Source organism: Xaviernesmea oryzae, from assembly GCF_900109605.1.
Taxonomy (GTDB): domain Bacteria; phylum Pseudomonadota; class Alphaproteobacteria; order Rhizobiales; family Rhizobiaceae; genus Xaviernesmea; species Xaviernesmea oryzae.
In genome coordinates this window covers 1-12,871 of record NZ_FOAM01000013.1, presented here as the reverse complement: position 1 = coordinate 12,871, position 12,871 = coordinate 1, and the positions used below count along the sequence as shown (strand labels likewise).

Here is a 12,871-nt window from a genome sequence, read left to right as displayed (position 1 = left end):
CTAAGTCTTTGATATCCTACATGCCGGCACCACGGAGATGGGTGCCTCAGCCTCTGCAGAATTTCTCAGTTCCAGTCGATGCAATAACCGAGGAAACGCTTGGAATCGATCGGGTCGAAGCCGAGCTTCTTGCGCAGCTTCTTGCGCAGCTTGGAGATATGGCTTTCGACCACGTTCTCTTCGACGTCCTCGTCGAAAATGCCATAGATCGCGTTGAAGATCTGGGTCTTGGAAACGCGGCGGCCGCGGTTGGAGACCAAATATTCGAGGATGCGGCGCTCACGGCGCGGCAGCGGGAAGACGTCGCCGCTGATTTCGGGATCGCGGCCATCGGCGAAAATGCGGATCGGGCCGATATCGGTGAAATTGGTCAGCGCCTTCAGGCGGCGGCGGATGGCGCCGGCGCGGGCCAGGATCTCGCGCGGATGGACCGGCTTGCGCACGACGTCATCGACGCCGCAATCGAACAGGGCCAGCGTATTTTCCAGCGAGGGTGCATCGCTGATGGCGATCACCGGGGCCATGGTCCGCTCGCGGATGGCGCGCGGCAAGGCCATGGCGCGCTCGCCCTGGCCGAGAAGGAAGGCCTCGACAGCCTCGATATCGCTGTCGGCCGCCGTCATCACCCAGTCGCCGAATTCCTTCGGATCGAAACCGGTGGACGGAATACCTTCACGCCCAAACAGGGACATGTAGCCGTCTTTTACAAGCTCGCGTTCATCAACCACTACGATCATTCGTCCGCCTCCGAATCAGTGGATCAATTGTGTGATCTAGAGGTACGAACAGGGTCGTTTTGGAACAACTAGAGGAACTCACTGGGAGGAATTTGTACTAGCAGAGGGGTCAGAATGCGATTTGAACTAGATTTAGTGGCACAATCCGCATTCAGCCACTAAAAAATTTGTGGAAACGTTAACGCTTTCTTGAGACTTCGCTTGCAAGCGCCCGACGCCCAATTTGCGCCTCAAATTGAGACATCGCGCATATCCCGCTCTCAATTCTACATAAGGTTGCAGTGACGCAAGATCCCTCAAGGCTTGGCGCGGCCGTTTTGGCTGCGCCAAGCGGGGACGTTCCGCCGGCGAATTTGCAGGTGGATTGTGTCATGACAAGGAGGAAAAAGGCTTATCGGCAGAAGGCGGACGCGTTGGGGGTCCATTGGCCGTAGCCGGTGGCGACGAGATTGGCGATCACGCGGCACACATATTTCTTCTGTGCCGGGTCATTATTCGGCCCTGCATGATAGCGCGCCACCGCCATCGTCCACGTGTCATGACGCGCGTGCAGCGCCGCCAGGAAGCGCGCTGCATAGTCGACATTGAGACGTGGATCGAGCATGGCCTCGACCGACGCGAATTGCTCGCCATGGAAGCGATAGTTGATCTGCATGCAGCCGAGATCGATCAGGCTTGCGCCCTGCGCCCTTGCCGAGCGGAACAGCCTCAGGACCTCGTCAGCCGAGCCGGCAAAGACCGCCTTGCCCTCGATGTTCATCGCATAGGGCTGCAGCGAGCCCTTGCGCCCGGTTTCCGTCAGCCCAACGGAATAGAGAATGCCCTCTGGAATGCCATAGCGGGCCGCTGCGGCGGAAATCTCCTGCTCGCAGACATTGGCCATGGCTGGGCGCGCGCAGAACGCCTCAGATGTACAGATCGCCAGACTGGCCAGGATCGGCGCGGAAAGCAGCTTCAACCGAGATGTCCTTGCCATTCCAATCCCTCGACGGCTGTCTCTGCGGGCTGCCCTCGCCCGCCTGGCCACGCCCTTCCGACGCCTGCTGGCCACCGCCGCCCGTGCCGGCCTGGCTGGCGTTTCCTTGGCCGCTATAGGGCGAGTCCGAGCCGTTCTGGCCCGTGCTGCCATCGCTGGCAGACGGGCTGTAGACGATGTTGACCTGATCGACGGAGAAGCCCTGGCTTCTCAGAGCCGCGACCATCGCATCCTGATCGCCGCGCAGCTGGCGATAGGCTTCGCCGGTGTTGACGCGCAGCTCGACTTGCAACTGGTCTTCCTTGAGCTTCAGCGTGGCGGTGACAGGACCGATATCGTTGGGGTGCATCTGGATCTTCAGCGTATCAAGCACCTTGCCCGCCCCGCTTGCCTCCGGTGTCCCCTGCAGCAGCGCGGCCGCCTCCAGGGTCGATGTGCCGGCGCGTGCCGATTTGGAGACCGCCTCGGCCACGATCGGCGCGTTAACGGACGTCATGGCGACGCCGAGATAGCGGCGCGTTTCCAGAACGGTCACCTGCTCCAGCTTGACCGGCGCCGGCTGGTCCGTCTTGCCGGAGACGGACCCGTCCTCGGACAGTTTCACGGTCACGGCCGGGCCTTTTCCGTCGGCCCGCGCAAAACGGAACGTCTGGTCGCCGAGGCCAGCGGGCGCATCTGCGGCCTTGTCCTCGGTCCCATCCTGCTTGCCGACCTTGGCATTCGGTGCGCCAGCCTTTGCAAGCCCCTTCGAGGGCAAGGCCTCGTCGTCGCTTCCCGTCCCAGTCTGTTGCTTGCCGGCCTGCGCCTGCGCGCCGGCGAGCATCGCGAGCAGGGTGACCGCGCCGCCTTGCGCCGAGGCAGGCTGGGCATTGCCGGCCTGTGCCGATCCGGTCTGTAGCGGCTCATCAGCGGCAGCCTCGCTCTCCTTGGCGGTCTTACCTGCGTCCTCGTTCCCGCTCGCTTTCAGCCCCTTGGCCTGGAGCGCTTGAAGGGCCTGGGCTGACAGCGTCGCCGCCGCGCTGCGCGCAGTCGCCTTGCCTTGCGTCGCCTCGGCTGCCTTGCGCTCGGCCAAAGTCTCGGCCGCTGTCGCGTCCTTCGTCACGGTTTCCGTCGGTGTTGCCACCTCATCCGGCACGAAGGTCTGAGCCGATGCCTTGCCGCCAGCGGGGCGCTTGATGCCGGCAGCGGCGATCTCCGCCTTGGTCCGGGCGGGCTGCGCCGTGGCATTTGCGCTCGCATCCTGCGCGTCGCCGGAGGTGGGGCGCTGGGAAGCTTTACCGCCAGCCTCCGCCGCTGTCTTTGCGGAGGCGGCATCGCCGCCCGATGCGGCCTTCTGCTTTGCGGCATCCTTGTCCGCAAAGCCCGCCACCGTGCCGGCGAAGTCGCCCGCCTCGCCGTCCCCACTGCCCTTGCGCCCCGGAGCGGGGCGTGCTGGCGGGGACAAAACATTGGCGAGAGGAAGAGCAGTGTCGGTCATGGGTTCTTCTCCGACTTCAAGAGGTCGTCGATCGACTTCAATTTGGATTTTCCGTCTTCGACAAAGGAGGTGAGGACAGGATCGAGCGCAGGATCCGGAGCGCCTGCCGGCGGCTCGGTCTTCTGCACCTCGGCCTGTGCGGCTTCAGCGGATGCATCCGGCGTTGGGGGCGCCGCTGCAAAGGGGCTGGCGCCGCTGCCGGTTTCCTCCGGCAAGGGCGATCCGGCGTGGCCCTCTGCGACCTGCTCGACGACCGGGCCGCTTTCCGGCTCGCTCGGTGCGCGCAAGACCTCGTCGGCCACGTGGCGGGCGGCGTCACGCAAGGCGCGGTCACGATCGGTCAGCTGGTTCTCGGGGATCGCCTCGAGCGATTTCAAGGCATCGACAATGCCGCTCGAGGGCACGTCGACAAGACCGGCATAAAGAGAAGCCAGGGCCTTCGGCGCGCTATCGCCGGGATCGGCAAGCGCCTGAGCCTGCTCGGATGCCAGACGCGCGAGATCGGTCATGCCGCCGATGGCCGCGCGCCGGGCGATGCGCAGATAGACCTCGCGCTGACGCGGCCGGTCCATGAAGCTGAGAATGGCTTCGACCTTTTCCTTGTTCTCGTCCTTGTAGGTCGCCATCGCGAGATCGACGAAGCTATCGGCGAACTGGCCGGCATAGGGCGAGGTGACGAAGCGCCGGGCATAACGCAACGCATAGGCATAGGCGCGTTCCGTATCCTTCTTCTGCACGGATAGAAAAAGCGAGCGGCGCAGGGCAGCTTCTTCGATATTGCTGCCGGGCGCATAAAGCCGGGCGCGGTCGTAATAGGCGATCGCATCGGCCGGCTTCTGATTGGACAGCGCATTGGCCAGCACCAGCGCCAGATAGGGCTCGGTCGGCGCGTTGTGATATTCCGTCAGCGTCTTGGTCAGAAGATCGACGATCAACGCGCCCTTGCCGTTCAGATAATGTGTCAGCGCATCGACAATGCGGTTGTCGAACCGCCCGCGCGTGTCGCGGTCGGCCAGCGCCTGGAGCGTCTGCGGGTTGCCGCCGCTCATCGCGTAGATCAGCGCCGCATCGACATTGCGCGGATCGTCGAAGGTTTCGGGAGGGGCGCTGCGTAAGCGTTTGTCGATATCGGCCAGAAGATAGCGCTGCATGTCGCCGGCGGCATGATCGCCATGGACAACAGAATCCTGGATGAACTGCAAGGAACGCAGCATCTGATAGGGCGGCAAGGCGGCATCCGGCTCGCTTGCGCCGGCATGACCGGCGGCCAGCGCGACAGCCAGCGCGGCGGTGCGAAGCAAAGAAGGCAGGATGCGCGCCATCACGGTCAGCCCTGATCGGTCTGGAGGAGAATTTCGATGCGGCGATTGGCCGGCGCCATCGGATCGTCGGGCACCTGCGGACGCGTGGCCGCAAAGCCGCTCACCTGGGTGATGCGCTTTTCATCCAGCCCGCCGCGCACCAGCATATAGAAGGCGCTCTGGGCGCGATCCGAAGACAGGCGCCAGTTGTCGTAGCCCTTCTTGAAGGGTCTTGCATCGGTATGGCCGCGAATGGCCACCGCCCCCTTGCGCTCGCCGAGCACCTTGCCGATCTTCTCCATGGCCTCGACCATGACCTTTTCCGGCACGGCCGAACCGAGCTGGAACATGGGAACATCGCTCTGCTCGCTGATCGAGACGAGCAACCCGCCCTCTGTCGGCGTAACGATCAGCCCTTCGGCAAGCTTGCCTGCCGCGCCGCCCGAAAGCGCCTGCTGCAGCTCACCTTTAAGTGCATCGGCGGATTTCTGCTCGGGCGACTTGGCGGCATCGGCCTGCGCCGCCTGTGCATCCTTGCCCGCCTCAGCCGTGGCGGCAGGTTTCGCCTTGCCATCTGTCGGCTGGGCCATGGCGATGTCGACGGCAGCGGCCTGGGCCAGGCCCGTGCCGGGCGGCAGCTGCTTGCTGTCCTTGGTGACCTCGGCGCCCTGCTTGGCATTGCCGGCATTCTGGATCGCGACCTGCTTGCTCCAGAAGTCGGGATCGAAGGGATCGCGATAGGCCTCGCCGCCGCTGGCGCCCGTGGCCGGGCCCGCCGTCTGCGCGCCGCCATCGCCCTTGCTGCTGATATTGGCTTCCTTTCCGGATTCGCGGGCGATCTCGGACAGCACGGCATAAGGGTTCTCGAAGAAGTCCGCATCCGAATATTGGGTTTCCTCGCCCGATGTCGCGGACTGATCCGTACCATCGCGCGCCGTGCCGCCGGTTTTTGGCTGGTCGCCGTCGACCTTAGACTTGCTCTGCGTCTCTTCGCCCTTGGCGTCCTTGGCCGGCTGCTTGATGCCTTTCTCAGCAGGCTTCGACTCGGTCAGCTGCACGGGATTGAAATAGGAAGCGATCGCCTTCTTCGTCTTCTCGTTGGAGGCATTGATCAGCCACATCACGAGGAAGAAGGCCATCATGGCGGTCATGAAGTCGGCATAGGCGATCTTCCAGGCGCCGCCATGCGCGCCGCCATGTCCGCCGCCATGCTTCTTGATGATGATGATTTCGTTCTTGCCGTGATGATTGTCGTCGCTCATGCCAGGACCTTTCCAACGGCTTTGGCGAAGGCGGACATGCGCGTCACCAGGATCGGCCCGCCAAGATCAACCGAGAGATCGATGTCCTCTGCCTCCACATGGCGGAAACTCGCTTCGGCGATATCGCCCAGTTCGGCGCGAAGCGCCTCAAACAGGATCAGGGGACCCGTGACGACGATGCGACAAGCCTCCCCCTCGGCGAGGCTGCGCTTCAGCGTGCGCGAGAGATCGCTGACCGCCTTGCGGGCCAGTGCATCCTGCAGCACGGGTGCCAAGGCGCGCGCGGCCTCGTTGCCGAGATGCTCGACGATCGCCGTGGACAGCTCCTTGAAACGAGAGGCGATCCGCTCGGCGGCTTCGGCACCGAGTGCGGCACGCTGCGCATCGAGCTCTTCCCGATGACGCGCCTCCAGTGCCGCGATCACAGCTGCATGACGCTCATTCAGCTCGGCCTCGGCTTCCGCGCGCCCATCCTGCCGGGCCTGAAGGCGCTCGGCATCGATGTCGATCTTGGGGAGAGCCGGCACGGCGGGCATGATCGGCGCATCCGCGACATCCAGATCGCCAAAAAAGCTGGACGAGCCGCCCATCTGAATGTCGATGGCGGGCGCGCTGAAATCCTTGAGATAGCGCGAAAGCGAGGAGGCGCTCATGAGCGGCTGCCTTCTTTCGACACGGGAGATACGACCTGCGATGACACGGGGAGAACGCCTCCTTGGGCCAGGACAGCACAGAGCGCCGTCTCGACCGACATCTTCAATCCGCATCGACGCTCCGCCAGCCGGCACGCGCCTTCGATGATGCGAAGGCGATTGGCCTGGCCGGATCGGCGCCGGACACGAGCGGCGGCAGGGCGGCAAGGCCAAGCCGACAGCCGGAAAGCGCCGCGACGCCTTTCCCGGCGCCTGACAAACGGATCTTTCTCACATGACTGTAGATCATGTCCTAGAAGGTCAAACTTGCGCGAAGGTGGCCCATAGGCTCCGTCTTAGGGCGGAGGTGCTGCGTTCCGGCCGATGGTGGCGGGGACAAGCTGAAGAGGGTTGGACCGCGCCTGGGCAAAACGCGATCCAACGCGATCGCCACGCCGATGACCGCGGCGGGACGAAACTCGTGCGGATGCGGCGAGAGGGTCGATCGACCAGCCGCATCGTGGGCGAGGCCCTCTCCCGCTGGCATTGTCCAGCCGGAAACGGCACACGCCGGGTTGCTGTTAGGACTGGAACAGCTTCAGGATGTTTTCGGAATTGGTGTTGGCGATGGAAAGCGCCTGGATGCCCAGCTGCTGCTGGGTCTGCAGCGCCTTCAGGCGCGTGGATTCCTCATTCATATCCGCATCGACCAGACGGCCTACGCCCTTGTCGATCACCGAACGCAGGTTGGCGACGAAACTTGACTGAAGGTCGATGCGCTTGGTGATCGCGCCGAGCGTCGCGGCCGAGTTGGTCAGCGTCTTCAACATGTTTTCCACGGCGGACAGCATGCCGTCCACGTCCGCGTTTGTGGTCGTGGCGGTGAGAGTGATCGAGGACGCGGTGCCCCCCCATGCAGTGCCACCGGAAGGCTGAATGAGATAATAGGTGGCGTTGGCCGTGCCTGTCGCAGGAGAATTGCCCTGCTCGACTCCATAGGTGTTAGTCAGCAAGCCGCGTGAGGCATTTTTGGTGTCGATCAGAACAGAGTTGGTGGTGTCGTAATCGAGCGTCGTGACGGCAACCGAACCCGAAGCCGAGCGCGTGAAGGAGCTGACGATTGACTTGGTGCCGATGGGATTCGCGCTGGTGTTGTAGAGCCAGTTTTCACCCGAGAAGGAGGCCGACTGCGCTGCCGATTCGATCTGCTTCTTGAGTTCGGAGAGTTCCTTGTCGATCTTGCTCTTGTCGACACCCGGCTCGCGGGCGGCGACCAGCTTTTGCTTGATGGTGGTCATGATGTCGACGACCGAATTAAGCGCCGAATAGGAGGTATCAACCTTGGCCGCGCCGAGGCCCAGCGCATCTTCGACGGTTGAGAGCGCCGAATTGTCGGAGCGCATCGTCGTGGCGATCGACCAGTAAGCAGCGTTGTCGGCCGCTGTTTCCACGCGATAGCCGGAGGAGACGCGGTTTTGCACCTCGTCCATGTTCCTGTTGATGCCGCGAAGCGTCTGCAGTGCGGCCAGCGCGGCGGTATTGGTCAGAATGCTGGTCATTGTTCGTGCCCTGTTTTTAAAAATGTCCCGTCGCGGTTTCGGTCATTCCGGCTGGCGGGAAGGAAAATCGAGCGGGCGGCCCCGACATGACGTCGCAAGGCGTGCCCGATGAAGCATCCGGGGCGTGCTCCGGTGGCAGGGGGAGAGCCTCATGCGCTTGCCGTTGCCGGCAGCCTCCTGCGATTAATGAAAACTTAATGGCCGGTTGGTTAAGAAAACCTTAATAGGAGATCCTTCGCGGTAAGAAAGATGAAGAAATCGTCAATCTTTCATACCAAGTTTTCGCGGCCATCATGACCGCGCAGCCGTCTTTGAAACGGCGCCCAACGACGTAAAGAAGGGAAATAAGGGGCAGACACTGTGCGAAGCTTGCGGGCGTAAAACAGCTAGGGCGCCTGCTCCTCGCCAGCGCCAGGCAAGCATGATGTCCTAGATTGAGGACAACGAAAAAGACCGCCCTCCCCTTTCGGGAAGGACGGCCTTTGGTGAAACGATCGACCTGCGCGCGAAGGCGCCGGGCACTTACGAGCGGAACAGCGACAGGATGCTATCGGAGCTCGAATTGGCGATCGAAAGCGCCTGGATACCGAGCTGCTGTTGCGTCTGCAGCGCCTTCAAGCGGGTGGACTCTTCGTTCATGTCGGCATCGACAAGGCGACCGACGCCCTTGGTGATCGTGTCCATCAGGTTGGACATGAAGCTGTCCTGCAGATCCACGCGGCTCTTGGTAGCGCCGAGCGTGGCAGCGGCGTTGGTGAGGTTCTGAAGGATCGCTTCCACCGCGCTGACCATCTGTTCGACCTGGGCATCCGTGGTCGCCGAGGAAATCGAGATGACCGAGCCTGCGGCCGAGGTCGTGCTGCTGGCATTGATCAGGAAGTAGGTGCCGGTGGAGCCGGCCGTGCCGTTGGTGTAGCTGCCGTAACCGGTGACGGCCTGGGTCAGGAGCCCGCGGCTGGCGGTGTTGGTGTCGACCAGGACCGAGGTGGATGCGTCGAAGTTGATGGTGTTGATGGAAACTGCACCGGACGGCGACCGGGTGAAGGAGCCGACCATCTGCTTGGTGCCCGTCGCGGTCGACGAGGTGTTGTAGAGCCAGTTTTCGCCGGAGAACGAGGCGGACTGTGCCGTGGAAACCAGCTGGTTCTTCAGCTCGGTCAGTTCCTTGTCGATCTTGCTCTTGTCGACGCCCGGCTCGCGAGCAGCCACCAGCTTGGCCTTGATCTGGGTGACGATTTCAACGGCGTTATTAAGACCGGTATAGGCCGTGTCCGTCTTGGCGGCAGCCAGGCCCAGCGCGTCGGAGACGGCGGACAGGGCCTTGTTGTCGGACTTCATGGTCGTGGCGATCGACCAGTAAGCGGCGTTGTCTGCCGCAGTCTGCACGCGCAGTCCCGTGGAAACGTTGCTCTGTACGTTTTCCATGTTGCTGGCGATGCTGCGCAGCGTGGAGAGAGCGGAAAGTGCGGCGGTGTTGGTGATGATGCTTGTCATTGGAGAACTGCCCCTTGTGAACAGAGAATGGAAAGGGACATTCCGGACGGTACCGGGGAAACAGCGGCCAGCGTCATGCCTGCTAACGTCTTCGGATTGTTGGTTAACCCGCCGTTTCGATGACGTTAGAAAACACCATTATGGTTAATGAATGCTGAAATAGTTGAGGCAGACGCAAAATATGTAAGCCGCGCCCTTTGTAGGGCGCGACTGCCTTTCGAATTTGCATGTCGGTCAACCGACAATACGGCCTTACGAGCGGAACAGCGACAGGATGCTGTCGGCGCTGGAGTTGGCGATCGACAGAGCCTGGATGCCCAGCTGTTGCTGTGTCTGCAGAGCCTTCAGGCGGGTGGATGCCTCGTTCATGTCCGCATCGATCAAGCGGCCGACACCCTTGGTGATCGTGTCCATCAGGCTGGATGTGAAACTTGTTTGGAGATCGAGGCGGCTCTTTGTGGCGCCGAGCGTGGCGGCGGCATTTGTCAGGTTCTGCAGGATGACTTCCACAGAACTCAGCATCTGCTCGACCTGAGCATCGGTGGTCTGCGTTGAGATCGAAATCGCGGAACCGGCCGAGTTTTGCGCAGCATTGCTGGTGCTGATCAGGAAGTAAGTGCCCGTCGAGCCGGCGACGCCATTGACGTAAGAGCCATAGCCCGTAACGGTCTTGGTCAATGCGCCGTTCGAGTAGGTATTGGTATCGATCAGGCACGAGGTCGAGGCATCGAAGTTGACCGTGTTGATGGCAATCGTACCAGACGGCGACCGCGTGAAGGAGCCGACCATCTGCTTGGTGCCGAGCGCCGTCGACGAGGTGTTGTAGAGCCAGTTTTCGCCGGAGAACGACGCAGATTGCGATGTCGAGACGAGCTGGTTCTTCAGCTCCGTCAGTTCCTTATCGATCTTGCCCTTGTCTACGCCCGGTTCGCGGGCGGTCACCAGCTTAGCCTTGATCTGCTTGACGATCTCGACGGCATTGTCGAGGCCGGTATAGGCAACATCGGCCTTGGCTGCTCCCAGACCCAGCGCGTCGGCAACGGCCGACAGCGCCTTGTTGTCGGACTTCATGGTCGTGGCGATCGACCAGTAAGCGGCATTGTCGGCAGCCGTCTGGACGCGAAGGCCGGAGGAAACATTACTCTGCACCGTTTCCATGTTTCCGGCGAGTGTCCGCAGCGTCGAGAGAGCGTTAAGAGCGGCGATGTTGGTGATGATGCTTGTCATTGGAGAACTGCCCCTTGTGAACAGAGAATGGAAAGGGACATTCCGGATATTACCGGGAAAGCGGCGGCCAGCGTCATGCCTGCTAACGTCTTCGGATTGTTGGTTAACCCGCCGTTTCGATGCTTATAGAAAACACCATTATGGTTAATGAATACTAAAGCTCATGATAAAAAACGAAAACATAAAAAACCGCGCCTCCGTGGGGAGACGCGGTCTGTTTTGCTTCGGCCGATATGGCGCTCTAACGAGCGCTTAGCGGAAGAGCGAGAGGACGCTGTCGGCGCTGGAATTGGCGATCGACAGGGCCTGGATGCCGAGCTGCTGCTGCGTCTGCAGCGCCTTCAGCTTGGTGGACTCTTCGTTCATGTCGGCATCCACAAGGCGGCCAACACCCTTGGTGATCGTGTCGCGCAGATCCTTGACGAAGCTGTTCTGCGTGTCGATGCGGTTGTTGGCGGCACCGAGCGTGGAGGCTGCGTCTGTCAGGCCCTTCAGCATGGTGTCAACAGCGCTCAGCATCTGCTCGACCTGCGCGTCTGTGGTGGTCGAGGAGATCGAAACGACCGAGCCGGCGGCCGAGGTCGTGCTGCTGGCATTGATCAGGAAGTAGGTGCCCGTCGAGCCGGCCGTGCCGTTGGTGTAGGTGCCGTAGCCGGTGACGGCCTTGGTCAGCGCGCCCCTGGTGGCATCGTTGGTGTCGATCAGAACCGAGTTCGACGTGTCGTAGCTGATCGTGCCGACCGAAACAGAACCCGTGGACGAGCGAGTGAACGAGCCGACCATTGTCTTGGTGGTCGGAGCCGTCGACGAGGTGTTGTAAAGCCAGTTTTCGCCGGAGAAGGACGAGGACTGGGCCGTCGAGATGATCTGGTTCTTGAGTTCGGTGATTTCCTTGTTGATCTTGTCCTTGTCAGCGCCCGGCTCGCGCGCCGTCGTCAGCTTGGCCTTGATCGTGGAAACGATGTCGATGGTGGTATCGAGGCCGTTATAGGCCGTGTCGGTCTTGGCGGCAGCGAGGCCGAGCGCGTCCTGAACGGCCGACAGCGCCTTGTCGTCGGACTTCATGGTCGTGGCGATCGACCAGTAAGCGGCATTGTCCTTGGCCGAACCGACCTTCAGGCCCGAAGAAATGTGAGCCTGGGTGCTTTCCATGCTGGAGCTGATCGACCGCAGGGTCGACAGCGCGGAGATGGCAGAAGCGTTCGTGATAATGCTGGTCATAAGAGATTGTCCCTCAGATACAAGATACAGGGTTGGGGGACATACCGGACTCTATTACTCACCGGTGAAGACGGGCGGCCTCATGCCAGTCAGCAACATCTCCGGGTGGAGACGAAACCAAATCCGTCCTGCCCGATGAAGTTGACAGCTGAAGCTTACGGAAATCTTTAACAGCGCAAACGCGCCCCGTCAGCATCGCTGGGAGCGTCTAAGAAAATTCTATATCAAAATCAATGATTTAAAAAATTCATTAAGTCTTTGTCGATCATATCCTTTGGTGCGATGTTAACTCTATCAGAAAGGACGCCTGAATCCTGGCCAAAACTCAGCCTCGATACGGCCCTCTTATGCGGTTCTGCGCAGCCTGCACGATGCGTTCCAGGGGGTGCCGCGCCCCGATTCGGAGCGCGGCGGAATGGGACCTTGCAGGTCGAAGCCGATCCGCTTAGCGGAAGAGCGAGAGAACGCTGTCGGAGCTCGAATTGGCGATCGACAGGGCCTGGATGCCTAGCTGCTGCTGCGTCTGCAGAGCCTTCAGGCGTGTGGACTCTTCGTTCATGTCGGCATCGACGAGGCGACCGACACCCTTGGTAATGGTGTCGCGCAGATCCTTGACGAAGTCATTCTGCAGGTCGATGCGCGAGCCGGCGGCGCCAAGGTTGGCGGCCGAGTCGGTCAGGCCCTTCAGCATCGTGTCGACGGCGCTGACCATCTGTTCGACCTGCTCGTTTGTGGTGGCCGAGGTCAGTTCAACAACACTGCCCGTTGCGGAGGTGGTGCTGCTGGCATTGATCAGGAAGTAGGTACCCGTGGAGGCTGCCGTACCGTTGGCATTGTAGGTATACCCGTTGACGCTTTTGGTCAGGGCACCCCTAGTGGCGTTGTTGGTGTCGATCAGAACCGAGTTCGACGTGTCATAGCTGATCGTGCCGATCGAGACGCCCGATGCGGTACGGGTGAACGAGCCGACCATGGTCTTGGCGCC

11 protein-coding genes are annotated in these 12,871 nt (G+C 61.6%); all 11 read right to left on the bottom strand.

Features of this window, described 5'->3' with window-relative positions; all coding sequences use genetic code 11:
• Positions 1 to 65: 65 nt before the first annotated feature.
• Complete coding sequence (rem, locus tag BMX61_RS16225) at positions 66 to 737, bottom strand: transcriptional activator Rem (RefSeq protein WP_075629375.1); 672 nt, start codon at positions 735 to 737, stop codon at positions 66 to 68.
• Between the two features lie 391 nt (positions 738 to 1,128).
• A complete protein-coding gene (locus BMX61_RS16220; RefSeq protein WP_075629376.1) occupies positions 1,129 to 1,713 on the bottom strand; it encodes a transglycosylase SLT domain-containing protein in 585 nt (194 codons plus the stop codon).
• Entirely contained in the window at positions 1,643 to 3,190 is a 1,548-nt protein-coding gene (locus BMX61_RS16215) for a flagellar hook-length control protein FliK (RefSeq protein WP_075629377.1), read from the bottom strand. Before BMX61_RS16215 ends, BMX61_RS16220 begins: the two co-directional genes overlap by 71 nt.
• Positions 3,187 to 4,512, bottom strand: a complete 1,326-nt coding sequence (gene motC / locus BMX61_RS16210) for a chemotaxis protein MotC (RefSeq protein ID WP_075629378.1) — start codon at positions 4,510 to 4,512, stop codon at positions 3,187 to 3,189. The genes BMX61_RS16215 and motC overlap by 4 nt, the downstream gene beginning before the upstream one ends.
• 5 nt (positions 4,513 to 4,517) lie before the next feature.
• Complete coding sequence (locus BMX61_RS16205) at positions 4,518 to 5,753, bottom strand: MotB family protein (protein WP_075629379.1); 1,236 nt, start codon at positions 5,751 to 5,753, stop codon at positions 4,518 to 4,520.
• Positions 5,750 to 6,406 carry a hypothetical protein gene (locus BMX61_RS16200; RefSeq protein ID WP_075629380.1) on the bottom strand — a complete coding sequence of 219 codons (657 nt, stop codon included), beginning with the start codon at positions 6,404 to 6,406 and terminating at the stop codon, positions 5,750 to 5,752. Before BMX61_RS16200 ends, BMX61_RS16205 begins: the two co-directional genes overlap by 4 nt.
• A 560-nt stretch (positions 6,407 to 6,966) precedes the next feature.
• Positions 6,967 to 7,944, bottom strand: a complete 978-nt coding sequence (locus tag BMX61_RS16195) for a flagellin N-terminal helical domain-containing protein (RefSeq protein ID WP_075629381.1) — start codon at positions 7,942 to 7,944, stop codon at positions 6,967 to 6,969.
• Positions 7,945 to 8,466: 522 nt separating this feature from the next.
• Positions 8,467 to 9,438, bottom strand: coding sequence for a flagellin N-terminal helical domain-containing protein (locus tag BMX61_RS16190; RefSeq protein ID WP_075629382.1), 972 nt, complete (start codon positions 9,436 to 9,438; stop codon positions 8,467 to 8,469).
• 252 nt (positions 9,439 to 9,690) lie between these two features.
• Positions 9,691 to 10,665, bottom strand: a complete 975-nt coding sequence (locus BMX61_RS16185) for a flagellin N-terminal helical domain-containing protein (protein WP_075629383.1) — start codon at positions 10,663 to 10,665, stop codon at positions 9,691 to 9,693.
• Positions 10,666 to 10,917: 252 nt separating this feature from the next.
• Positions 10,918 to 11,886, bottom strand: a complete 969-nt coding sequence (locus BMX61_RS16180; protein ID WP_075629384.1) for a flagellin N-terminal helical domain-containing protein — start codon at positions 11,884 to 11,886, stop codon at positions 10,918 to 10,920.
• Between the two features lie 445 nt (positions 11,887 to 12,331).
• The coding region (locus tag BMX61_RS16175) for a flagellin (protein ID WP_268794182.1) at positions 12,332 to 12,871 on the bottom strand (540 nt) is incomplete at its 5' end.

Coding starts and splice junctions, on each gene's coding strand:
- BMX61_RS16205 (WP_075629379.1), bottom strand. CDS start 5,753: ATGAGCGACGACAATCATCACGGCAAGAACGAAATCATCATCATCAAG.
- BMX61_RS16220 (WP_075629376.1), bottom strand. CDS start 1,713: ATGGCAAGGACATCTCGGTTGAAGCTGCTTTCCGCGCCGATCCTGGCC.
- BMX61_RS16215 (WP_075629377.1), bottom strand. CDS start 3,190: ATGACCGACACTGCTCTTCCTCTCGCCAATGTTTTGTCCCCGCCAGCA.
- BMX61_RS16180 (WP_075629384.1), bottom strand. CDS start 11,886: ATGACCAGCATTATCACGAACGCTTCTGCCATCTCCGCGCTGTCGACC.
- motC (WP_075629378.1), bottom strand. CDS start 4,512: ATGGCGCGCATCCTGCCTTCTTTGCTTCGCACCGCCGCGCTGGCTGTC.
- rem (WP_075629375.1), bottom strand. CDS start 737: ATGATCGTAGTGGTTGATGAACGCGAGCTTGTAAAAGACGGCTACATG.
- BMX61_RS16195 (WP_075629381.1), bottom strand. CDS start 7,944: ATGACCAGCATTCTGACCAATACCGCCGCGCTGGCCGCACTGCAGACG.
- BMX61_RS16185 (WP_075629383.1), bottom strand. CDS start 10,665: ATGACAAGCATCATCACCAACATCGCCGCTCTTAACGCTCTCTCGACG.
- BMX61_RS16190 (WP_075629382.1), bottom strand. CDS start 9,438: ATGACAAGCATCATCACCAACACCGCCGCACTTTCCGCTCTCTCCACG.
- BMX61_RS16200 (WP_075629380.1), bottom strand. CDS start 6,406: ATGAGCGCCTCCTCGCTTTCGCGCTATCTCAAGGATTTCAGCGCGCCC.